Source organism: Actinomyces sp. Marseille-QA0893 (assembly GCF_976954355.1).
Window position 1 is genome coordinate 51040 of the sequence record NZ_CDRJSY010000003.1, and the last position, 17878, is coordinate 68917.

15 protein-coding genes and 2 tRNA genes are annotated in these 17878 nt (G+C 58.8%); 5 read left to right on the forward strand and 12 right to left on the reverse strand.

Annotated elements, in window-relative coordinates; translation table 11 throughout:
* Nucleotides 1-84 precede the first annotated feature (84 nt).
* The 3 genes from ACWNMW_RS04620 (at nucleotide 85) to ACWNMW_RS04630 (ending at nucleotide 3183) form a co-directional block, all read left to right on the forward strand.
* Nucleotides 85-369 carry a metal-sensitive transcriptional regulator gene (locus ACWNMW_RS04620; RefSeq protein WP_019126729.1) on the forward strand — a complete coding sequence of 95 codons (285 nt, stop codon included), beginning with the start codon at nucleotides 85-87 and terminating at the stop codon, nucleotides 367-369.
* A gap of 51 nt (nucleotides 370-420) precedes the next feature.
* Nucleotides 421-666, forward strand: coding sequence for a heavy-metal-associated domain-containing protein (locus tag ACWNMW_RS04625; protein ID WP_034501046.1), 246 nt, complete (start codon nucleotides 421-423; stop codon nucleotides 664-666).
* A gap of 72 nt (nucleotides 667-738) precedes the next feature.
* Nucleotides 739-3183: an HAD-IC family P-type ATPase gene (locus tag ACWNMW_RS04630; protein ID WP_449490190.1), complete on the forward strand. Its 2445-nt coding sequence runs from the start codon at nucleotides 739-741 to the stop codon at nucleotides 3181-3183.
* A gap of 94 nt (nucleotides 3184-3277) precedes the next feature.
* Here the strand turns inward: ACWNMW_RS04630 and ACWNMW_RS04635 are convergent, their stop codons facing one another.
* From ACWNMW_RS04635 to ACWNMW_RS04650, 4 genes are read right to left on the reverse strand one after another with little or no spacing between them, the layout of a single operon-like run.
* Nucleotides 3278-4732, reverse strand: coding sequence for a DUF2079 domain-containing protein (locus ACWNMW_RS04635; RefSeq protein WP_449490191.1), 1455 nt, complete (start codon nucleotides 4730-4732; stop codon nucleotides 3278-3280).
* On the reverse strand, nucleotides 4732-5583 hold the full coding sequence (locus ACWNMW_RS04640; RefSeq protein ID WP_449490192.1) for a glycosyltransferase family 2 protein: 852 nt from the start codon (nucleotides 5581-5583) through the stop codon (nucleotides 4732-4734). Before ACWNMW_RS04640 ends, ACWNMW_RS04635 begins: the two co-directional genes overlap by 1 nt.
* Before the next feature lie 35 nt (nucleotides 5584-5618).
* The gene (locus ACWNMW_RS04645) at nucleotides 5619-6500 is read right to left on the reverse strand and encodes a DUF5926 family protein (RefSeq protein ID WP_449490193.1); all 882 of its coding nucleotides are present in this window, start codon (nucleotides 6498-6500) and stop codon (nucleotides 5619-5621) included.
* A gap of 59 nt (nucleotides 6501-6559) precedes the next feature.
* A complete protein-coding gene (locus ACWNMW_RS04650) occupies nucleotides 6560-7198 on the reverse strand; it encodes a TetR/AcrR family transcriptional regulator (protein ID WP_449490194.1) in 639 nt (212 codons plus the stop codon).
* 127 nt (nucleotides 7199-7325) lie between these two features.
* On the opposite strand from ACWNMW_RS04650, the gene ACWNMW_RS04655 reads away from it, so the two are divergent.
* Nucleotides 7326-8513 carry an alpha/beta fold hydrolase gene (locus ACWNMW_RS04655; protein ID WP_449490195.1) on the forward strand — a complete coding sequence of 396 codons (1188 nt, stop codon included), beginning with the start codon at nucleotides 7326-7328 and terminating at the stop codon, nucleotides 8511-8513.
* Here the strand turns inward: ACWNMW_RS04655 and ACWNMW_RS04660 are convergent.
* Both ACWNMW_RS04660 and serS read right to left on the reverse strand, forming a co-directional pair.
* Nucleotides 8467-9378, reverse strand: coding sequence for an HAD-IIB family hydrolase (locus ACWNMW_RS04660; RefSeq protein ID WP_449490196.1), 912 nt, complete (start codon nucleotides 9376-9378; stop codon nucleotides 8467-8469). The genes ACWNMW_RS04655 and ACWNMW_RS04660 overlap by 47 nt on opposite strands.
* 9 nt (nucleotides 9379-9387) lie before the next feature.
* The gene (gene serS / locus ACWNMW_RS04665; protein ID WP_449490197.1) at nucleotides 9388-10668 is read right to left on the reverse strand and encodes a serine--tRNA ligase; all 1281 of its coding nucleotides are present in this window, start codon (nucleotides 10666-10668) and stop codon (nucleotides 9388-9390) included.
* Between the two features lie 80 nt (nucleotides 10669-10748).
* Between serS and ACWNMW_RS04670 the strand changes: the two genes are divergently transcribed.
* Nucleotides 10749-11924, forward strand: coding sequence for a diacylglycerol/lipid kinase family protein (locus tag ACWNMW_RS04670; RefSeq protein WP_072457023.1), 1176 nt, complete (start codon nucleotides 10749-10751; stop codon nucleotides 11922-11924).
* Between the two features lie 226 nt (nucleotides 11925-12150).
* Here ACWNMW_RS04670 and ACWNMW_RS04675 read toward each other — a convergent pair.
* The 6 genes from ACWNMW_RS04675 to gyrB all read right to left on the reverse strand — a co-directional run bounded on the left by ACWNMW_RS04675 (nucleotide 12151) and on the right by gyrB (nucleotide 17817).
* Nucleotides 12151-12226: transfer RNA gene (locus tag ACWNMW_RS04675), tRNA-Ala, on the reverse strand.
* Nucleotides 12227-12244: 18 nt separating this feature from the next.
* Nucleotides 12245-12382, reverse strand: a complete 138-nt coding sequence (locus ACWNMW_RS04680; protein WP_449490198.1) for a DLW-39 family protein — start codon at nucleotides 12380-12382, stop codon at nucleotides 12245-12247.
* Nucleotides 12383-12411: 29 nt separating this feature from the next.
* Nucleotides 12412-12488: transfer RNA gene (locus tag ACWNMW_RS04685), tRNA-Ile, on the reverse strand.
* Nucleotides 12489-12710: 222 nt separating this feature from the next.
* The gene (locus tag ACWNMW_RS04690) at nucleotides 12711-13103 is read right to left on the reverse strand and encodes a DUF3566 domain-containing protein (RefSeq protein WP_314212823.1); all 393 of its coding nucleotides are present in this window, start codon (nucleotides 13101-13103) and stop codon (nucleotides 12711-12713) included.
* On the reverse strand, nucleotides 13100-15721 hold the full coding sequence (gyrA, locus tag ACWNMW_RS04695; protein ID WP_449490199.1) for a DNA gyrase subunit A: 2622 nt from the start codon (nucleotides 15719-15721) through the stop codon (nucleotides 13100-13102). Before gyrA ends, ACWNMW_RS04690 begins: the two co-directional genes overlap by 4 nt.
* A 65-nt stretch (nucleotides 15722-15786) precedes the next feature.
* A complete protein-coding gene (gene gyrB / locus ACWNMW_RS04700; protein ID WP_449490200.1) occupies nucleotides 15787-17817 on the reverse strand; it encodes a DNA topoisomerase (ATP-hydrolyzing) subunit B in 2031 nt (676 codons plus the stop codon).
* Nucleotides 17818-17878 lie beyond the last annotated feature (61 nt).

The following is a 17878-nucleotide window of genomic DNA, read 5'->3' on the forward strand; positions in this document are numbered from 1 at the left end:
GTTTCGGAGTGGGGGGACAGACATTTTCCTCTCTTGACGCACATACCCCCCGGGGGTATATTTCGAAGCACAAGGAGGATCACCATGGCTCACGGATACACCGAAGAAACCGAGCACTACCTCAAGCGCCTGCGCAGAATCGAAGGCCAGCTCAGGGGCCTGCAACGCATGGTTGCAGAGGACACCTACTGCATCGACGTCCTCACGCAAATCTCTGCAGTGCAGTCCGCTCTGGACTCCGTCGCACTCGGCCTCCTTGAAGACCACATGAACCACTGCGTTCTTCACGCCGCCCAACACAGCGAGGAAGAAGGACGCGAAAAGATCCAAGAAGCCACAAAGGCAATCGCGCGACTGGTGAAGTCCTGAGCGCACACCACACGTTTTTCCCCATTTCCACCACCAAAGAAAGGCGCCATCATGGCACAGGAAATTGATCGCACTGTTGAGCTCTCCATCAACGGAATGACCTGCGGACACTGCGTCGCATCGGTTACCGAAGAACTCAAGGAGGTTCCCGGCGTTCTTGACGTCGAGGTCATCCTCAACTCCGGCGCAACCTCGAAGGCCACCGTCGTCACCAACACCGAACTCGACGACAACGCCCTGCGCGACGCTGTCTCCGAGGCCGGCTTCGAACTGGTCGGAATCGCCCGCGACTTCTGATCCTTAACCAAGCGGGGGCATCGCATGCGGTGCCCCCGGATATCCCAAATACACATGACAGGATCGCTCAGAATGACTACCGAAACTCACCGCGCATCAACTGAAACTGAAAGTGAACACTTGGGGGACGGACTGCTACGCCGCGCCGCGGACCTGCGCAACCGCTTCCTTGTGACTCTCCCCTTCACCGTCATCGTTCTGGGCCTGTCAATGGTTCCTGCCCTCCAGTTTTCGGGCTGGCAGTGGGTCGTTGCCTTCGCCTCACTGCCCGTCGTGATCTGGGGTGCGGCCCCCTTCCACCGCGCTGCCTTCCAGGCGGGCCGCCACGGCTCTTCCACCATGGATACCCTGGTCTCCCTCGGCGTGATCGCATCGAGCCTATGGTCGTGGTACGCCCTCGTTTTTGGTGGTGCAGGGATGCTTGGCATGCGCATGCACATGTCACTGATCCCCGCGCGCAGCCACGCAACGCACGCGGAAATCTACTTCGAGGGCGCCTGCGCGATCGTCACTTTCCTCCTTGCCGGTCGCCTGATGGAAGCACGCACCCGTTACCACTCCGGGGATGCCCTGCGCTCCCTTCTCGAACTCGGAGCGAAGGACGCAATCCTCGTTGAAGGAAGCGGCAGCGAGCGCACCTACCGCACCATTGCGGCCTCGGAACTTACCGTGGGCGACCGCTTCCAGGTGCGCCCGGGAGACAAGATCGCCACCGACGGCATCGTCGAAGAGGGCACCAGCGCGCTGGATACCTCGCTGATGACGGGCGAATCTCTTCCTCGCGAAGTATCCCCCGGCAGTGCGGTGACCGGCGGAACCCTCAACACCTCGGGTGCCTTGATCGTCCGCGCAACCGCCGTTGGCTCTGGGACCCAGCTGGCGCACATTGGCCAGATGATCACTGAGGCCCAGGCAACCAAGGCCCCCGTCCAACGCCTCGCCGACCGTATTTCTTCGGTCTTCGTTCCAACGATCATTGCGCTTTCCCTACTGACTTTGGCGGGCTGGCTCCTTGCCGGATCTGGCGTTCAAAGCGCAATCACTGCTGCGGTTGCCGTGCTGGTTGTTGCCTGCCCCTGCGCGCTTGGTCTGGCCACTCCGACCGCCCTTCTTGTGGGTTCAGGTAAGGCCGCGCAGATGGGTATCCTCATTTCTTCCGCCGAGGTCCTTGAGCGTACGCGCAGTATCGACACAATCCTCCTTGATAAGACCGGCACTTTGACCAAGGGCGCGATGTCATTGGAGTCCGTCATCCTTCCCGACGGAAGCGCGAATTCTCCTGATTCCCAGTCCAGCGAGGACGCACTGAGCGTGACCGCATCGCTGGAGTCGGCCTCGGAGCACCCGATTGCCCGTGCGCTCACTGCTGCCGCCCGCGAGCGCGATCTTTCCTCGCACCCGGTTCGCGAGCTGCGCAACCACCCCGGACTTGGGGTTTCCGCGCTTGGCGAGGACGGTGCGCTTCTCCTGGCCGGCCGCGTGAGCTGGTTGCGTGAGCTGGGTATTCCCCTTCCCCCGTCCGCACTTTCCGCCATTTCCGAGGCCGAGGCCACGGGAGCGACCGTCGTGGCCAGTGCGCGCGTTGAGGGCTGGCAGGAAACTTCCTCCGCCGGTGATACGGCCTCGACGCAGGCTTCACAACCCGCAGATGAGGACGAGGACGGCGGAATCATCGTCGACATGGCAGTGGGCGGCATGACCTGTGCCTCCTGTGTCCGCAGGGTTGAGCGCAAGCTGGGCAAGCTCGATGGCGTTCATGCGCAGGTTAACCTGGCAACTGAGAGTGCTCGAATTACCCTCAAGCACGATTACAGTGACGCTGAGCTTGAAGAGGTCGTCAAGGCAGCGGGCTACGAGCCGCAGGTTCGTTCGCGTCGGCTTGCTTCCGCTCAAGCACCTGCCGCAACTCTCACTCCACAAACGCGTGAACTTCCCGAGCACCTCGATGGCGTGCTTCTAGGTGCCTTCGTTGTGCGCGACACGGTGAAAGAGTCATCAAAGGATGCGATTGCCCAGCTCAAGGCCTTGGGGATTACTCCGACCTTGCTCACTGGTGATCACGAATCTGCAGCACGTTTTGTTGCCTCGCAGGTGGGGATTGACTCGGTTATTGCAGGAGTTCTTCCCGCAGATAAGCGCGATGCCGTGATGCGCCTTCAAGAAGAAGGCCACCAGGTAGCCATGGTGGGCGATGGCGTGAATGACGCGGCTGCTCTGGCACAGGCCTCGACTCAGGGTTTGGGTATTGCCATGGGTTCGGGCGCGGATAGCGCGATCGCCGTCGCAGATATGACGCTAGTGAGCTCAGATCCCACGATGGCTGCCGCCGCGATTCGTATTTCGCGTGCGACCCTCAAGGTCATCAAAGAGAACCTCTTCTGGGCGTTCTTCTACAACGTCATCATGATTCCGCTAGCGATCTTCGGGCTTCTCAACCCGATGCTCGCTTCCGCGGCGATGGCCATGTCCTCGGTGTGCGTTGTCCTCAACTCCATGAGGCTGCGTCGCGCGCACTGAAAAGTATCACTCTCATGCAGGTGCCCCCGCGAAAATCGCGGGGGCACCGTGTGTCTTGACTGATATGACGCTCAATCAATCCGCATGAGCATTTCTAGTTGACGCGCTGAGCGACCTGGAAGCCTCCCGAGTTGTAAATCAACTTATAGGTCGAACCAGGGTGTGCTCCCTGCGCATAGGAGACTGCTTCAACGTTTTTCTGATCACCCCAGGCGGCACCGCGCTGATCAACAACCACGTAATCCACGGCAACACCCTTCGCGGATCCCACCCAGTAGACCTCATGATCGGGGATCAGGTAGGCAAGCAGAGTCAGGTCCGTTTCAACATTGGCGTTTTCCGGGATCAATGAATTGATCTCCTGAACCTGAGCCATCCTAGAGCTCACTGCTCCAAACCCAGGGTTCGTCATCTTCCACATGGGAAGCTGCGGGGCCGTGATGAGTGCGGCCGCACAGGGAATCGCCAAGGCAACCGTGGCGACGAAGGGACGCTGTCGACTGATCACCCAGCCCAGGCCTCGTGAAATATCAGATTGCTCGCGCTCACTCCACCTGCGATGAGCGTCCAAGAGAGCGCCCAGAAGGATCGGCACCAAAATTGCGTTGTAGTGCCAGTGCTTCCAATCCCAGTAGTAGTCGACGGAACCGAGGAAACGCCATGCGATGGTCGGTAGGATCACCCAGAACCAGGGCGAGGCGAGGCCAATAATCCCCGCACCCAAGACGGCCATGGCGATAACACCGAACTTTTGTGAGGGCCACAAGGCCCTTTCGATCAGGGTCACGTTTCCACGGCCCTGCGAGCCATCGAGGCTGTACGCCCAGGTTCCTGAAGCATTGAAAGCGGGCAGCAGGAGCTTAATCGTCACGACGAAAGCGATGACTCCGAAAGCCGCAAAAAACAGGGGGTACGCGAAGCTCTTGATTGAATCCCTGCCTCGCCACGACAGAATCAAGCCGATCATCATGATGGTGAGGCCAAGGTCTTCCTTAACCAGAACAAGCGGCGCAGACCATGCCATCGTTGCCACCCAACGGCCTTCAACGAAAGCGGCCGAGGCCCACGCAAGCATGGGGAGCGCGAAGGCAATTTCGTGGAATTGGGAGGCGACAGCGCCTTGGAAACCCCATGCGGTCACGTAGCCGATACCGATAATCGAGGCGAGGAGCCATCCCGCCTGCTTCGTCGCGAGGCGAACCAGCGGCCACGCTGAAACCGCAATCAAAAGATCTTGAACAACCAGCAGGGTCAATCCTGAGGGGAAGAGGCGATAGATCGGCCCCAAAAGCACCAAAATCGGGTGGAAGTGATCGCCCAGCAGGTTGTATCCGGGGCCTTTGACGGGAACGATCGGCGCCTGGAAGTGACTATAGGATTTCGCGGCTTCGGTGAAAATAGCCAGATCCCACGAGGGGACATCAAGCGAGCGCCACTGTCCCACAGAGAAAGTGATGTATAAGCAGGCACCGAGCAGGACCGAAAGGGCCGCGGGAAGATAAGCCGAAAGCAGCTCTAAGGGGCGCCAACGGGTACCTTTTTCAGACATTAACTGATTTCTCCTGGATGTGATTGGGAAACCGGAGTGTGTTCGGGATCTGGGAAGGGAATGCCCACGCGCTGGGCCGAAACAGGAGTGCGATAGCGTCGACGGAGGCGAACTTTACGCAGCGCAAGCATCGTCGAAGTCCACGCGACATCGGCAAGGCTTGTCGGCCGGTTCAAAGCGACCAGGCTGTGGTCATCACCCGTGTGCTCAAAAGCGCAGGGCAATTCGATAGCGGTCATCCCCAAGGCGAGCAACCGGACCTTCATGTCCAGTTCTAGGCCATAACCATTGGCGAAAGGCATGATCGCGTTGAGCGCCTCGCGGGTGATACACAGCTGTTCGGACAGGGGCGCTTGAGAATCCCAACCCGTTTGGCGGCGAATCGTATTGTGTGCGAGGCGTTGCGCGGCGGTCTCTTTGCGCGCACTGCTCGGATCCTCGCTGCCGAGGCCCGCGGGGACAGCGCAGGCAAGGTCCGCGCGGCCGCTGGAAATGGCCTCGACAAGGAAAGCCGCATCCACGGCGCTCTCCCCTAGGTCTCCCGAGAGGAAGAGAATGTGTCGACCGGGTGCGTCAACGCGGTCACGCATTGCGGCAACCTTGACGCCCGTTTCGCGTGCCGAGGCCCGGCCTCGGGGAACGGAATGGCGGACGACAACCGCACCTGCTGCGCGTGCGTACTTTCCCGTCTCATCATCGGAGCCGTCATCAATGACGATGAGCAGGTCAACGCCCGGGATTGCTCGGCATGCGCGCACGGTCGAGGCGATCTGGCGGCCGACATTGTGGGCGCAGATGATCGCCGCGACCTTCTGGGAAGGTGAGGGTTCGACGGATTGAGCGGGAGTCACCCTGCTAGTTTATCCCGACCTTCCCCCGGGATCGGTTAGCGGATCGTCACCTGGCGCGAAACGAGGCCCTGGCGCGCGCGACGTTCGTCTGCACTCAGCGGGGTGGTGTCCTTCAGCGCCTTCTCAACGTTTTTGGCAAGAGCCTTCGCTTCCGGGGCTACGTCTTCGGCCGAAGCGCCCTCAGCGAGCTCGAAAACCGGGATTGCCAGGCCGCATGCGCGGAAAGCTCCGACGAAGCGCGAACCTTCACCCAAGCGCGCATTTCCTGCTGCCTGCAAGCGGGCAAGTGCATCAAAAAGCTTGTGCTCAGGGGCAGCAGACACGTAGCGGACGAAGTTGCGGTTCATTTCGCACCAGTACATGCCCTCGGTTCCGGGCACTGCAACGGTGGGAACAACGTCGGCGCGGTTCTGTTCGAGCGCGTCACGCATTTCGGGGGTGAGTTCCTGATTCGGATCGAACCAGTAGCCGAAGTCGGCGGTGATCTCCATGTCGCTAAACGCCTTCGGATCAACAATGTCCTGAAGGCGAGGGGCGGGCTCACGCACATCAATATCGATGACGCCGTCGACACCGTCGGACTGTGCTTGGAGAGCAGCAAGAAGAGCTGCGGCAACGTCGTGGGAGAGATCGCCCGAGTTCGAGCGCGTCTGTAGTCCAACGAGGATACGTCCATCGGGACGGATCATTGCGGGGTGGCCGTCGGGCAGAAGGGTGACGATGTCGAACTCTGCACCGCCGTGCTCTTCGGTGGTGCGCCCACTCAGCACTGCGCAGGGGATAATTTCGCGCATTGCGACCAGTTCAACCTCGTTGGGTAGCCCTTCGAAGGGGCGTTCCACGAAGGGGATCGGGGGGCGGTATGCCGGTTGATCCGCGCTGACTGCTACTTTTTTACGACGTGAGGCTTTTCCCATGGGGCTATCGTAGCGGTTTTCCCAGCATTCACGAGGCCGAAGCTCGCAGAGGCGGGAAGCTATCTCTTCGTCGTCACTTCCCCACCCGAAACGCCTGCGTCATGCGGATTCGGCGCGGTCGCCTCGATGATGAGGGACTGAAGAGTGCCGATCAGGGAAAGTTCTTCGTTCGTTAGAGCTTCGCTTGCGCCTCGTTCAATGAAAGTGAGTACGACGGAAGCGTAGATATCGGAAGCCAGGGGAAGGAGGGATTCCTTGATACGGCCGCGTGCCCACTGGTCAAAAACCGTACGACACATGTTCGCGATCTGTGCGCTCAGGTCTCCTTCAGCCCCACGACGCAACGAAAGGAGCATCTTGAGCTCGCGGCCATTTTGTGCGTACAAATTTGCGAGGTCGTGGCGGAGTTTTTCAGGATCGTTCATGCGAGTGTCCTGCAGCCACAGGCCTTTGATCGCCGGAGTCATTTGCTTGATGAAAAGTGTGACAACTTCTGTAAGGACGGCATCTTTGTCGACATAGTGGTCATAAAACGTTGTTCGTGAAACCAATGACGCGGTGCATATATCGGTCACAGTGACCTTGTCGTAGGGTTTGTTTTCACAAACGGCGAGGAAGCCTGTGCGGATCGCTCGACGAGTCTTTCGGATACGAAGATCCGTATTTTCATCACTCGCGTCAACTTCATTCAAGGACATGACGATCCGATCATTTTCCGTGTTGTTTCACAGTTATCCTACCGTTTAAGGACAACGTGTTCATTATCGAACATATTGTTAGGTTTTGTGCGTTTTATCCTGCGATTACACGATATAGGCTGCTTTCATGTTCGTTAAGTACACCGGTAATCGCCAATTCGATCTGCAACTCAACCGCGTATTTGATCCGCTCCTAAACCGAGAAGGAATGGATGCCGTCTCCACAGATCTCTTGCCTCGCATCAAGTCCACTCAAGACATCACAAGGCTAGCGCTCCAATCGGCCCAGCATTTCGACAAAGTGGACGACGCAGATGCAGCGTGGCGCCTCTATGAACTTGCCGCCTTCTACCTGCCAAGAAATGATCCACACAAACAAGAGCTTATTGACTCGATGTCACATCGTTTCGATCGCGCCTATGCAGATCAAGGCTTCACTCGCCACAAGATCCCCTATGGCGGTGGCGAACTAACAGCAATGCGTTGGCAAGCCGATTCGATGGATCGAAAGACCGTCGGCGCGAATAGCCCTCGCACCCTCATCATGATGAACGGTTTCGACGGTTACGCCGAAGAAATCATGAGCTTTGCTATGCACTTTCCCACTCGCCCCTTCGACATCATCGTCTTCGACGGACCAGGACAGGGGCATACGGCACTGGCAGGAATGCCTTTGGAACCACAGTGGGAGCGCCCAACTGCCGCGGTCTTAGACTTCTTCGGAATTGAAAGTGCTGCTGCACTGGGAGTTTCTTTTGGCGGTTACCTAGTCATGCGCGCTGCGGCATACACCCCACGTATTAGCCACGTCATTGCATTCGACATGATGTACCGCCTTCTGGACGGGCTAACGATGCCGCTACCTCGCGCACTGCGTCCAGCAATTGATGGATTCATCGATAGATCAGAGCCTGAATGGCTCATCAACACAAGCATGAGGGTTTTGCCCCACATGAATGCCGATCTGGCATGGAAGCTCCAGCAGGCGCGTGATCTCACCGGATTACGTGTGCCCACCGATGTCTTAACGGCAATGGGAGCTTTCACTATGGCCCCATTGGAAGGAATGATCAACCAGCACTGCCTGGTTATGGCCGGAGATGCTGATCAGTACGTGCCTTTTGAACGCTTAGAGGATGTGCGTCGAGCACTACGAAATGCGGCAAGCCTTGATATCCGGGAGTTCCACGCCGCAGATGACCCGGATATGGCTGAGCATTGCCAACTTGGTGATCTTGACCGAGCTTTCGAGATTATGGGTGATTGGCTCACTCACACGCATGAGATGCGCACCAGCGCAAAATCGCCTGCATGACGGCGGCCGCACCATCGTTTTCGACTGCTGCCGCAACAAAATCGCTGTGAACGCGAATCTCCTCGGTGGCACCGCCCATGGCGACCCCAAAGGCCGCCCACTGAATCATGGCAATATCGTTTGTGCCATCGCCAATAGCGACAGTTCCCTCAACGGGAAGCGAGAGATCCCGTCGGAGTTCATCAAGTCCGCTGGCTTTCGTCACCCCGAGTGAACTGATATCAGCCCACGAGGTCCAACCAACGAAAACCTCGTGAGTCTTCGCGAAAGGCAGGGCACACAAGATACTTTCGAAAGCATCGCGGTCCAAAGCTGGCTCGCGAATGACAAGCTTGGGCGTGCGCATCGCTTTGAGTTCATCAACGCTCACCAACTTGGTGTCTTCAACGATCTCCCCTTCGGGAAAACCCGTTGAAATCAAGCGAAGATTACGGTCTTCGACGGCGAACCGCGCATGCGGAAGAGTCTTTAATGCCTCGTCGATCACCTCGGCGGGGGAAAACTCGTGGCGATGCACAATCTCGTAGCCGGCCTCGTGAACGCGAGCAAGGATCGCACCATTGGAAGCAACGATCCACCCGCGGCGAAAACCCAGCAGCGGGAGAACTGGCAGGACCGCACCCATCGAGCGACCGGTCGCAATGACGACCTGCGCACCGGCGCGACTCAGCGCTGCAATCGCTTCAACGACCTGTGCGCTGGCACCGCTGGGACTCAAGATCGTCCCATCGATGTCCAGGGCGACCATCACCTGCGTGATATCACGCGGGAAAGTGGAAGGAAGCGCATTGAGCGCCTCCTCCACAAGTTCCCCGAAAGGACGGGGAGCCTCACCGCTCAGCGGCGCCGTCAAATAGCTGGTCACGCAGCCTCGTTACTTTGCGGCAATAGGCTCAAGAACCTCGAGGCCACCCAGGTAGGGACGCATTGCCTCGGGAACGCGGACCGAACCATCGGCCTGCTGGTGGTTCTCAAGAATCGCAACCAGCCAGCGGGTGGTGGCCAGGGTTCCATTGAGCGTGGCCACCGCGGTCATGCCATCTTCGCGACGCTCACGAATACCCAAGCGACGTGCCTGGAAAGTCGTGCAATTCGAGGTCGAGGTGACCTCCATGTAGCGTTCCTGGGTGGGCAGCCACGCCTCGCAGTCGAACTTGCGGGCAGCAGAAGTGCCCAAGTCACCGGCGGCCGTATCGATCACGCGGTAGGGCAGTTCAACCTTAGCGAGCATCTCTTCTTCCCATGCGAGGAAGCGTGCGTGCTCTTCTTCTGCATCCTCAGGACGGCAGAAGCTGAACATTTCAGCCTTGTTGAACTGGTGAACGCGGATAATACCGCGCGTATCCTTACCAGCCGAACCGGCCTCGCGACGGTAGCAGGTCGACCAACCCATGTAACGCTTGGGGCCGGCGCTCAGGTCGAGGATCTCATCGGCGTGGTAGCCGGCGAGGGCAACCTCAGAGGTACCCGTCAGGTACAGGTCATCGGCGGGCAGGTAGTAGATCTCTTCGGAGTGCTCGTTGAGGAAGCCAGTACCACCCATGACCTGCGGGGTCACCAGGGTCGGAGTCATCATCGGCACGAAACCGTTGGCGACGGCCTGGTCCATGGCCATGGTCATGAGAGCGAGTTCGAGGCGTGCGCCCACACCCTTGAGGTAGTAGAAGCGCGCACCCGACACCTTCGCACCGCGCTTGGTGTCGATCGCATCCAAGCCCTCACCCAGTGCCAGGTGATCCTGGGGCTCAAAACCTTCACTTGCGAAATCACGAGGCGCGGGGCCCTCGTGACGCAGGACAACGAAGTCTTCCTCGCCGCCGACGGGAACTCCATCGAGGACCAGGTTCGGGAGCAGGCGAGCGAGGCGATCGGCCTCGGCATCGGCAGCGTTTGCGGCGGCCTCGGCGGCCTTCACCTCATCGGCAAGTTCCTTTGCGCGTGCAAGGATCGCAGGGCGTTCCTCCGCTGAGGCGCGACCCACGGACTTGGAGACCTCTTTCTGGGTCGCACGCAGGGCCTCGAAAGACTGCAAGGCCTCGCGACGGGCGACGTCGGCTTCGAGGATCTGGTCAACAAGGGCGGGGTCAGCTCCGCGAGCGCGCTGTGAGGCGCGGGCGGGCTCAGGGTTTTCACGCAATGCACGCACATCAATCATGGGGCCATCTTAGTTCACGCACCCGCGTCAGTGCCGACGAATATCAGCGCGTGCGCCGATATGCCCTTTACACTTGCAGTATGCGTAAGTTTCATCCACCGTCGCCCTACTTGATTGCGCTGGCCGGAATCGCTGGCGCTGGCGTGACGGCTGGTGCTAAATACTTCATTCAATCTCGTGCTCGTCGCGCGCATCGTTCGGCGATTTCACTTCCCCCTGGCATCGCTGAGAATATCCGCCCCTGGGTGGTTTTTAATCCTTCCAAGCACGAGGATCCCCAGGCTTTCCGCAATTCGGTGACCATGGATGCGCGCGCTCTTGGTGTGCGAGACATTCACTTCCTCGAGACCACTATTGAAGATCCCGGTGTCTCTCAGGCGCGAAAGGCCGTGCGCGCAGGTGCGACGCATGTGATCGCAGCCGGCGGCGATGGAACCGTCCGCGCGGTGGCCGCTGGTCTGGCTCACACCGGGGTGCGCATGGGTATCTTGCCCGAGGGTACGGGTAATGTTTTGGCCCGCAATCTTGGGCTTCCCTTGGATTCTCCCCTCGATGCTCTAGCGGTTGCTTTGGGTGAGTCGACCCGCAGCGTTGATTTGGCGTGGCTCCGCATGATTGACCCCGAGGAGCGCTTTTCCCTTCCCTGCGAGGGAAAGCTCCTGTCCGCATTAACTTCGGATTCCCGTCGTTCCACTGACGAGGCCGCGCTTGCCTTGGACGACGAGTTCCCCTTTGTGACCTTGGCTGGGATGGGATTTGACGGCGAAACAATGTCGAAGACGGACCCCGAGCTCAAGAAAACTATTGGCTGGGCGGCATATGTCATTTCAGCGGTGAACTCGCTAAATGTACCCCGCATGGGTGCGCGCCTGAAGGGAAAGGGAGCTGACGGCAGTGATGTGTCAACACGATTCACTGCGCGCTGCGTTCTCTTTGCAAACTGCGGTGATTTGCCCGTCGTAACCTTGGCTCCCGAAGCTTCCTTGCATGACGGTTTAGTCGATGTCATCGCTGTGGATACGCAGGTTGGTATTGTCGGCTGGGCGCACCTGTCTTTGAAGGTCTTTGGGCAAAGCTTGGGCTTGCCGGCCGTCAATATGCCCGCATCTCCCGCGGAATTGTCATTTAGGCAGCTCACGGAAGGCGAGCTTTCCTTGGATCAAGCTGCCATTGTTGAAGTCGATGGCGATGCTATCGGTCGCTCGCGCAAAGTTGGTGTGCGTATCGACCAGGGCGCGCTCTTGATTGCCGGGTGAACATTACCGGGTAAGCACCGGCTGAAGGCCACCTCCCCCTCCCCTCCTCCCCCACACACATTCCTGGTTTAGCTCACCCATTCCGGGTCTATTGCCGTTTTAAGACGGTAGGTGAGCGAGCTAAACGAGGAATGGGTGAGCGAAAACCGTCTGTCATGCGCGGATTTCGAAGGCCAAGCTAGATACCGTAGACAACAAAAAGGCCCAGCCGAAGCTGGACCTTTAGTGGTGGAGCTAACGGGACTCGAACCCGTAACCCCCTGCTTGCAAAGCAGGTGCGCTACCAATTGCGCCATAGCCCCAAAGGGGTTCCCCCAGATTTACGCCTGCGAGACGTCATCCGTAAGGGATGTCCACAGTTCCTCATTGTTGGAAAGATCCTGGCAGATCTGCCGGACCACAAGCCCCACTGCAGCGACACAAGCCACTAGCGAAAGAGTCTTCACAAACTTCTTCATGGGAGCCTCCGCTCAATTGTTCCTGCGGATGGTGGGCCTAGGTGGGCTCGAACCACCGACCTCAGTCTTATCAGGACTGCGCTCTAACCTACTGAGCTATAGGCCCATTGCCATGCCGAAAGGCACGCGTTAAATAGTACATGCGAGCGGGCGTTCGCGCCAAATTGTTGATCGTGACGTCGCCCACTCATTGCTGACAGATGCTGCTATCGCCCGGAATCACTTGCAAAGTTCGAGCTAGCGGCTGCCGCCGCAGTAGGCAAAACACAGGCCCGGGGGTATTGATGTCCCCATCAATACCCCCGGGCCAACGAGCTCGAATGCCCGATCAGTCATCCATCAATGTGACCTTGATGCCACCGACGAGCGAAGCGACCAGGTTGTACAAGAATGTGCCCAGTGCCGACAAAGCGGTCAACATGACGACATTCATCACAGCAATCAAAGTCGCGTAGGCCATGACCTTCGGAAGCCTGACGTAGTCCAGAAGCGAAACCATCTGCGAAGCTCCGATGGACTGTAGGAAGCCCTCTGCCGACGCGAAGACGTGCATCGCATTGAGCATGAGCCACAAGATCAACACTGCGACCACCATGGCGATTCCCAGTGCAACACTGAGAAGGAATGCCACCTTCATGACTCCCCAGGGGTCCACTCGCACGATCGCGAGGTCTACCTGACGGGGAAGATCATCGCGGTCATTGGATGCGTGATCACTCATTCCTGAACCTCCTGTGAGTCGTCATGCTCTGACGCTACATCCTGTGCGGGGGTTTCGTCACTATTTTCGCCGACACCCACCTGAGAGTTTTCCTCTTCTGAGGTCAACTGCTCGCCATCCTCTTCGTCAATGTCGCGCTCAGGATTGCGCGTCACTGCAATGATTCGGTCATTCTCATCGGGGCGAGCAAAGATCACACCCATGGTGTTACGAGCGGTCGGGCGAACATCGGAAGCATTGACCTGGACAAGCTTGCCGGACTCGGTAATGACCATGATGTCTTCTTCAGGATCCACAACCAGCGCGCCAATAAGTCCACCACGTTCTTCAACAAGGCGACCCACGCGCACGCCCATGGTTCCACGGCCCTTGGTCGGGTACTCCTCAATCGGAGTGCGCTTGGCATAACCGGACTCCGTCACAATGAGCAGGTCCGTGCCTTCACGCGGGACATCCATGGTCAAGAGCTCATCGTCGCCGCGGAACTTCATGCCGCGCACACCCGAAGTCGAGCGGCCCATGGGCCGCAGCTGCTCATCCGTTGCCGCAAAGCGAACGGCCTGACCATCACGCGAAACCAGCAGCAGATCATCATCCGCGTTAGCCAGCTGAGCAGAGACCAACTCATCGGGGTTGCCCTCTTCGTCCTCACGCAGGTTAACGGCAATGATGCCGCCGCTTCGCGGAGAGTTGTACATCTCCAGCGGGGTCTTCTTCACCAGGCCGGACTTTGTTGCCAGCACCAAGTACTGTGCGTCCTCGTAAGTACGGATCGCCAAGACCTGTGCGATGCGCTCCTCGGGCTGGAAGGCCAAGAGGTTTGCAACGTGCTGGCCCTTGGCATCGCGACCGCCTTCGGGAATCTCGTAGGCCTTCGCGCGGTACACGCGACCGAGGTTCGTGAAGAACAGCAGCCAGTGGTGCGTGGTCGTGACAAAGAAGTGCTCCACCACGTCATCGCCGCGCAACTGGGTCCCGCGAACGCCCTTACCGCCTCGTTTCTGGGAACGGTAATTGTCGGTGCGGGTGCGCTTTGCGAAGCCATCGCGGGTGATGGTGACGACAACATCTTCTTCGGGGATGAGGTCTTCCATCGACATCTCCCCATCGAAGGGAACGATGGTCGTACGGCGCTCATCACCATACTTTTCAACGATTTCACCAAGTTCTTCGGAGATAATCGCGCGCTGACGTTCGGGCTTGGCCAAGATATCCTGCAGATCTTCAACGCGTGCGCGCAGTTCGGCGTGCTCGTTCAAAATCTTCTGACGTTCCAGAGCGGCCAGGCGGCGCAGCTGCAGAGCCAAGATCGCGTCGGCCTGGATCTCGTCGACGTCGAGCAACTCCATCAAGCCGCTTCGCGCCTCGTCGACCGTGGGCGAGCGACGAATCAGGGCAATAACCTCATCCAATGCATCCAGGGCCTTGAGGTAACCGTCCAAGATGTGCAGACGCTCTTGAGCCTTGCGCAGGCGGAATTGCGTGCGGCGCACAATCACGTCGATCTGGTGAGCAACCCAGTGGCGGATAAAGCCATCAATCGACAGGGTTCGCGGAACACCGTCGACCAGCGCGAGCATGTTTGCCGAGAAGTTCTCTTGCAGGGAGGTGCGCTTGTAGAGGTTGTTCAAAACAACCTTCGCAACAGCGTCACGCTTCAAGACAATCACCAAACGCTGACCGGTACGTCCCGAAGTCTCATCGCGAATATCCGCGATGCCTTGGATCTGACCGTCGCGAACTAGCTGAGCGATCTTGTCAGCGAGGTTGTCGGGGTTGACCTGGTAGGGCAGTTCGGTGACCACCAGGCACTGGCGTCCCTGGATCTCTTCGACACTAACAACGGCTCGCTGAGTGATGGAGCCGCGTCCCGTACGGTAGGCATCCTCAATTCCACGGTGGCCCAAAATCGTTGCGCCGGTGGGGAAATCGGGGCCGGGAATGAGCTTGATCAGAGCGTCAAGCAGTTCTTCGCGCGAGGCCTCGGGGTTGTCCAGCGCCCACTGCACGCCGCGTGCGACTTCACGCAGGTTGTGCGGGGGGATTCGGGTGGCCATACCGACGGCAATACCTTCCGAACCATTGACCAAGACGTTGGGGAATCGGGAGGGAAGAATGGTCGGTTCCTGGTTGCGGCCATCATAGTTGTCCTGGAAATCAACGCATTCTTCGTCGATATCGCGGACCATTTCCATGGCCAGGGGTGCCATCTTACATTCGGTGTAACGGGGTGCTGCCGGACCGAGGTTACCGGGGGTACCGAAGTTACCTTGGCCCGCCACCAGCGGGGCGCGCAGCGACCAGGGCTGCACGAGGCGTGCGAGCGCGTCGTAGATCGCCGCGTCACCGTGCGGGTGGTAGTTACCCATGACGTCACCGACGATGCGCGATGACTTGGAGAATGAAGAGGTGGGACGGTAACCACCGTCGTACATCGCGTAGAGAATACGGCGGTGCACGGGCTTGAGTCCGTCACGAACGTCGGGCAGCGCGCGCCCGACGATCACGCTCATTGCGTAGTCGAGGTAGGAGCGCTGCATTTCCTTTTGCAGGTCGACCTGGCGAATACGTTCGATGTCGCGGATGTGTTCGGCATCGACTGTCTGTTCGTCGCTCACTTTGGTCCTTCGTTTCGTTTTCTACTGACGAGGCCGCGCGTGCGTTGCGGCCCCATCGCTGGGCTTTAGATGTCGAGGAAGCGCACGTCGGTGGCGTTGCGCTGGATAAACGTGCGGCGCCTCTCGACGTCGTCACCCATCAAGATGGTGAAGGTCTCATCGGCATCTGCTGCATCTTCGAGAGTGACCTGCTTGAGGATGCGGTGCTGAGGATCCATGGTGGTTTCCCACAGCTCGTGATCATTCATCTCACCCAGACCCTTGTAGCGCTGGATGCCGCCTTCCTTGGGAAGCCTGCGGTTTGCTGCAGCTCCCGCGGCAAGCATCTCGTCGCGTTCCTTGTCTGAGTAAGCGAATTCGTGCTCTGCGTTGGACCACTTGATGCGGTACAGCGGAGGCATAGCGATGAAGGTGTGTCCCTGTTCAACCAGGGGACGCATGTAGCGGAAGAGCAGCGTGAGCAACAGAGTTGCGATGTGCTGGCCGTCCACGTCGGCATCCGCCATGATGACGATCTTGCCGTAGCGCAGCTTCGACAGATCGAAATCCTCACCAATTCCGGTGCCGAAAGCGGTGATCAGGGAGCGAATCGTATCCGAGCTCAGTGCGCGGTCCAGGCGAGCCTTTTCCACGTTCAAAATCTTGCCTCGGATCGGCAAAATTGCCTGGTGTTCAGGGTCGCGTCCGCCGACGGCCGAACCGCCTGCGGAGTCACCCTCGACGATGAAGATTTCGCATTCTGAGGGCACTCGCGAGGAGCAGTCGCGCAGCTTGCCAGGCATCGAGGCCGACTCCAGAACGCCCTTACGGCGGGTCGCCTCACGCGCCTTTCGTGCGGCAACGCGAGCGGCCTGAGCGGCCTGACCCTTCGAAATAATGGCTTTCGCGTCTGCGGGGTGCGCATCGAACCAGTCGGTGAGCTTGGAGTAGACCTGCTGTTGAACGAAAGTACGAGCTTCGGTGTTTCCAAGCTTCGTCTTCGTCTGGCCTTCGAACTGGGGCTCGGTGAGCTTGATGGAGATGACGGCGGTGAGGCCTTCACGCACATCGTCACCGGTGAGGTTGTCATCCTTGTCGCGGATGATTCCCTTTTCGCGCCCATAGCGGTTCACCAGCGAAGTCAGCGCCGTACGGAAGCCCTCTTCGTGCATGCCACCTTCGGTGGTGTTGATCGTGTTCGCGAAAGTATGAACCGAAGAGGAATACGAGGTGGTCCACTGCATGGCGATTTCCACGCTCATGGTGCCCTCGTCGTTTTCCGCTTCGAAGTCAATGATGTCAGCGTTAATCGCTTCGGTCTTCTTCGCTGAATCCAGGTACTCCACGTAGTCACGCAGACCGTGCTCGTACATGTAGGAGACCTGGCGGAATCCCTTGTGCTTTTCTTCCGAGGCCTGCTCGTCGCCCGCGATTTCGTCGCCTTCGCCGGTGGCGCTTTCACGCTCATCGGTCAAGGTAATGCGCAGTCCCTTGTTGAGGAATGCCATCTGCTGGAAACGCTGACGCAGGGTCTCAAAATCGAAAACGGTCGTCTCAAAGATTTCGGGATCCGGGTAGAAGGTTTGCGTCGTGCCGGTCTCGTTGGTTTCTTCACCGCGAACGAGCTCTGTGATGGGATGACCACCGTTGGCAAAAGACATGCGCCATGCGTAGCCCTGCCTACGAATAACCGTGTCAACGCGCGTTGACAGCGCATTCACGACCGAGATACCCACGCCGTGAAGACCACCGGAGACGGCGTAACCGCCGCCGCCGAACTTACCGCCGGCGTGGAGGATGGTCATGACGACCTCGACCGTGGGCTTGTGCTCGGTGGGGTGTTCGTCGACAGGAATACCGCGGCCGTTATCGACGACGCGAATACCGCCATCGGCCAGGATCGTGACCTCAATGTGGTCCGCGTAGCCAGCCAAGGCCTCGTCAACGGAATTATCAACTACCTCGTACACCAGGTGGTGTAGGCCGCGCTCACCGGTTGACCCAATGTACATACCGGGGCGCTTACGTACCGCCTCCAAACCTTCGAGGACGGTAATATCTGACGCGCCGTAGCCGTCGGATCCGTCATCGACTGTTGGTTCTTGCGTTTCAGCCACCTAATGGCTCCCCTCATTCTTCACCCACACGGGTGCGTACTGCCCGAAAATGGCGCAGTAT

What these genes read in the sequence shown, in the direction of transcription:
- ACWNMW_RS04650 (WP_449490194.1), bottom strand. Translation starts at nt 7,198, where the DNA reads ATGTCCTTGAATGAAGTTGACGCGAGTGATGAAAATACGGATCTTCGT.
- ACWNMW_RS04625 (WP_034501046.1), top strand. Translation starts at nt 421, where the DNA reads ATGGCACAGGAAATTGATCGCACTGTTGAGCTCTCCATCAACGGAATG.
- ACWNMW_RS04680 (WP_449490198.1), bottom strand. Translation starts at nt 12,382, where the DNA reads ATGAAGAAGTTTGTGAAGACTCTTTCGCTAGTGGCTTGTGTCGCTGCA.
- ACWNMW_RS04690 (WP_314212823.1), bottom strand. Translation starts at nt 13,103, where the DNA reads ATGAGTGATCACGCATCCAATGACCGCGATGATCTTCCCCGTCAGGTA.
- ACWNMW_RS04635 (WP_449490191.1), bottom strand. Translation starts at nt 4,732, where the DNA reads ATGTCTGAAAAAGGTACCCGTTGGCGCCCCTTAGAGCTGCTTTCGGCT.
- ACWNMW_RS04655 (WP_449490195.1), top strand. Translation starts at nt 7,326, where the DNA reads ATGTTCGTTAAGTACACCGGTAATCGCCAATTCGATCTGCAACTCAAC.
- ACWNMW_RS04630 (WP_449490190.1), top strand. Translation starts at nt 739, where the DNA reads ATGACTACCGAAACTCACCGCGCATCAACTGAAACTGAAAGTGAACAC.
- ACWNMW_RS04670 (WP_072457023.1), top strand. Translation starts at nt 10,749, where the DNA reads ATGCGTAAGTTTCATCCACCGTCGCCCTACTTGATTGCGCTGGCCGGA.
- ACWNMW_RS04620 (WP_019126729.1), top strand. Translation starts at nt 85, where the DNA reads ATGGCTCACGGATACACCGAAGAAACCGAGCACTACCTCAAGCGCCTG.
- ACWNMW_RS04645 (WP_449490193.1), bottom strand. Translation starts at nt 6,500, where the DNA reads ATGGGAAAAGCCTCACGTCGTAAAAAAGTAGCAGTCAGCGCGGATCAA.
- serS (WP_449490197.1), bottom strand. Translation starts at nt 10,668, where the DNA reads ATGATTGATGTGCGTGCATTGCGTGAAAACCCTGAGCCCGCCCGCGCC.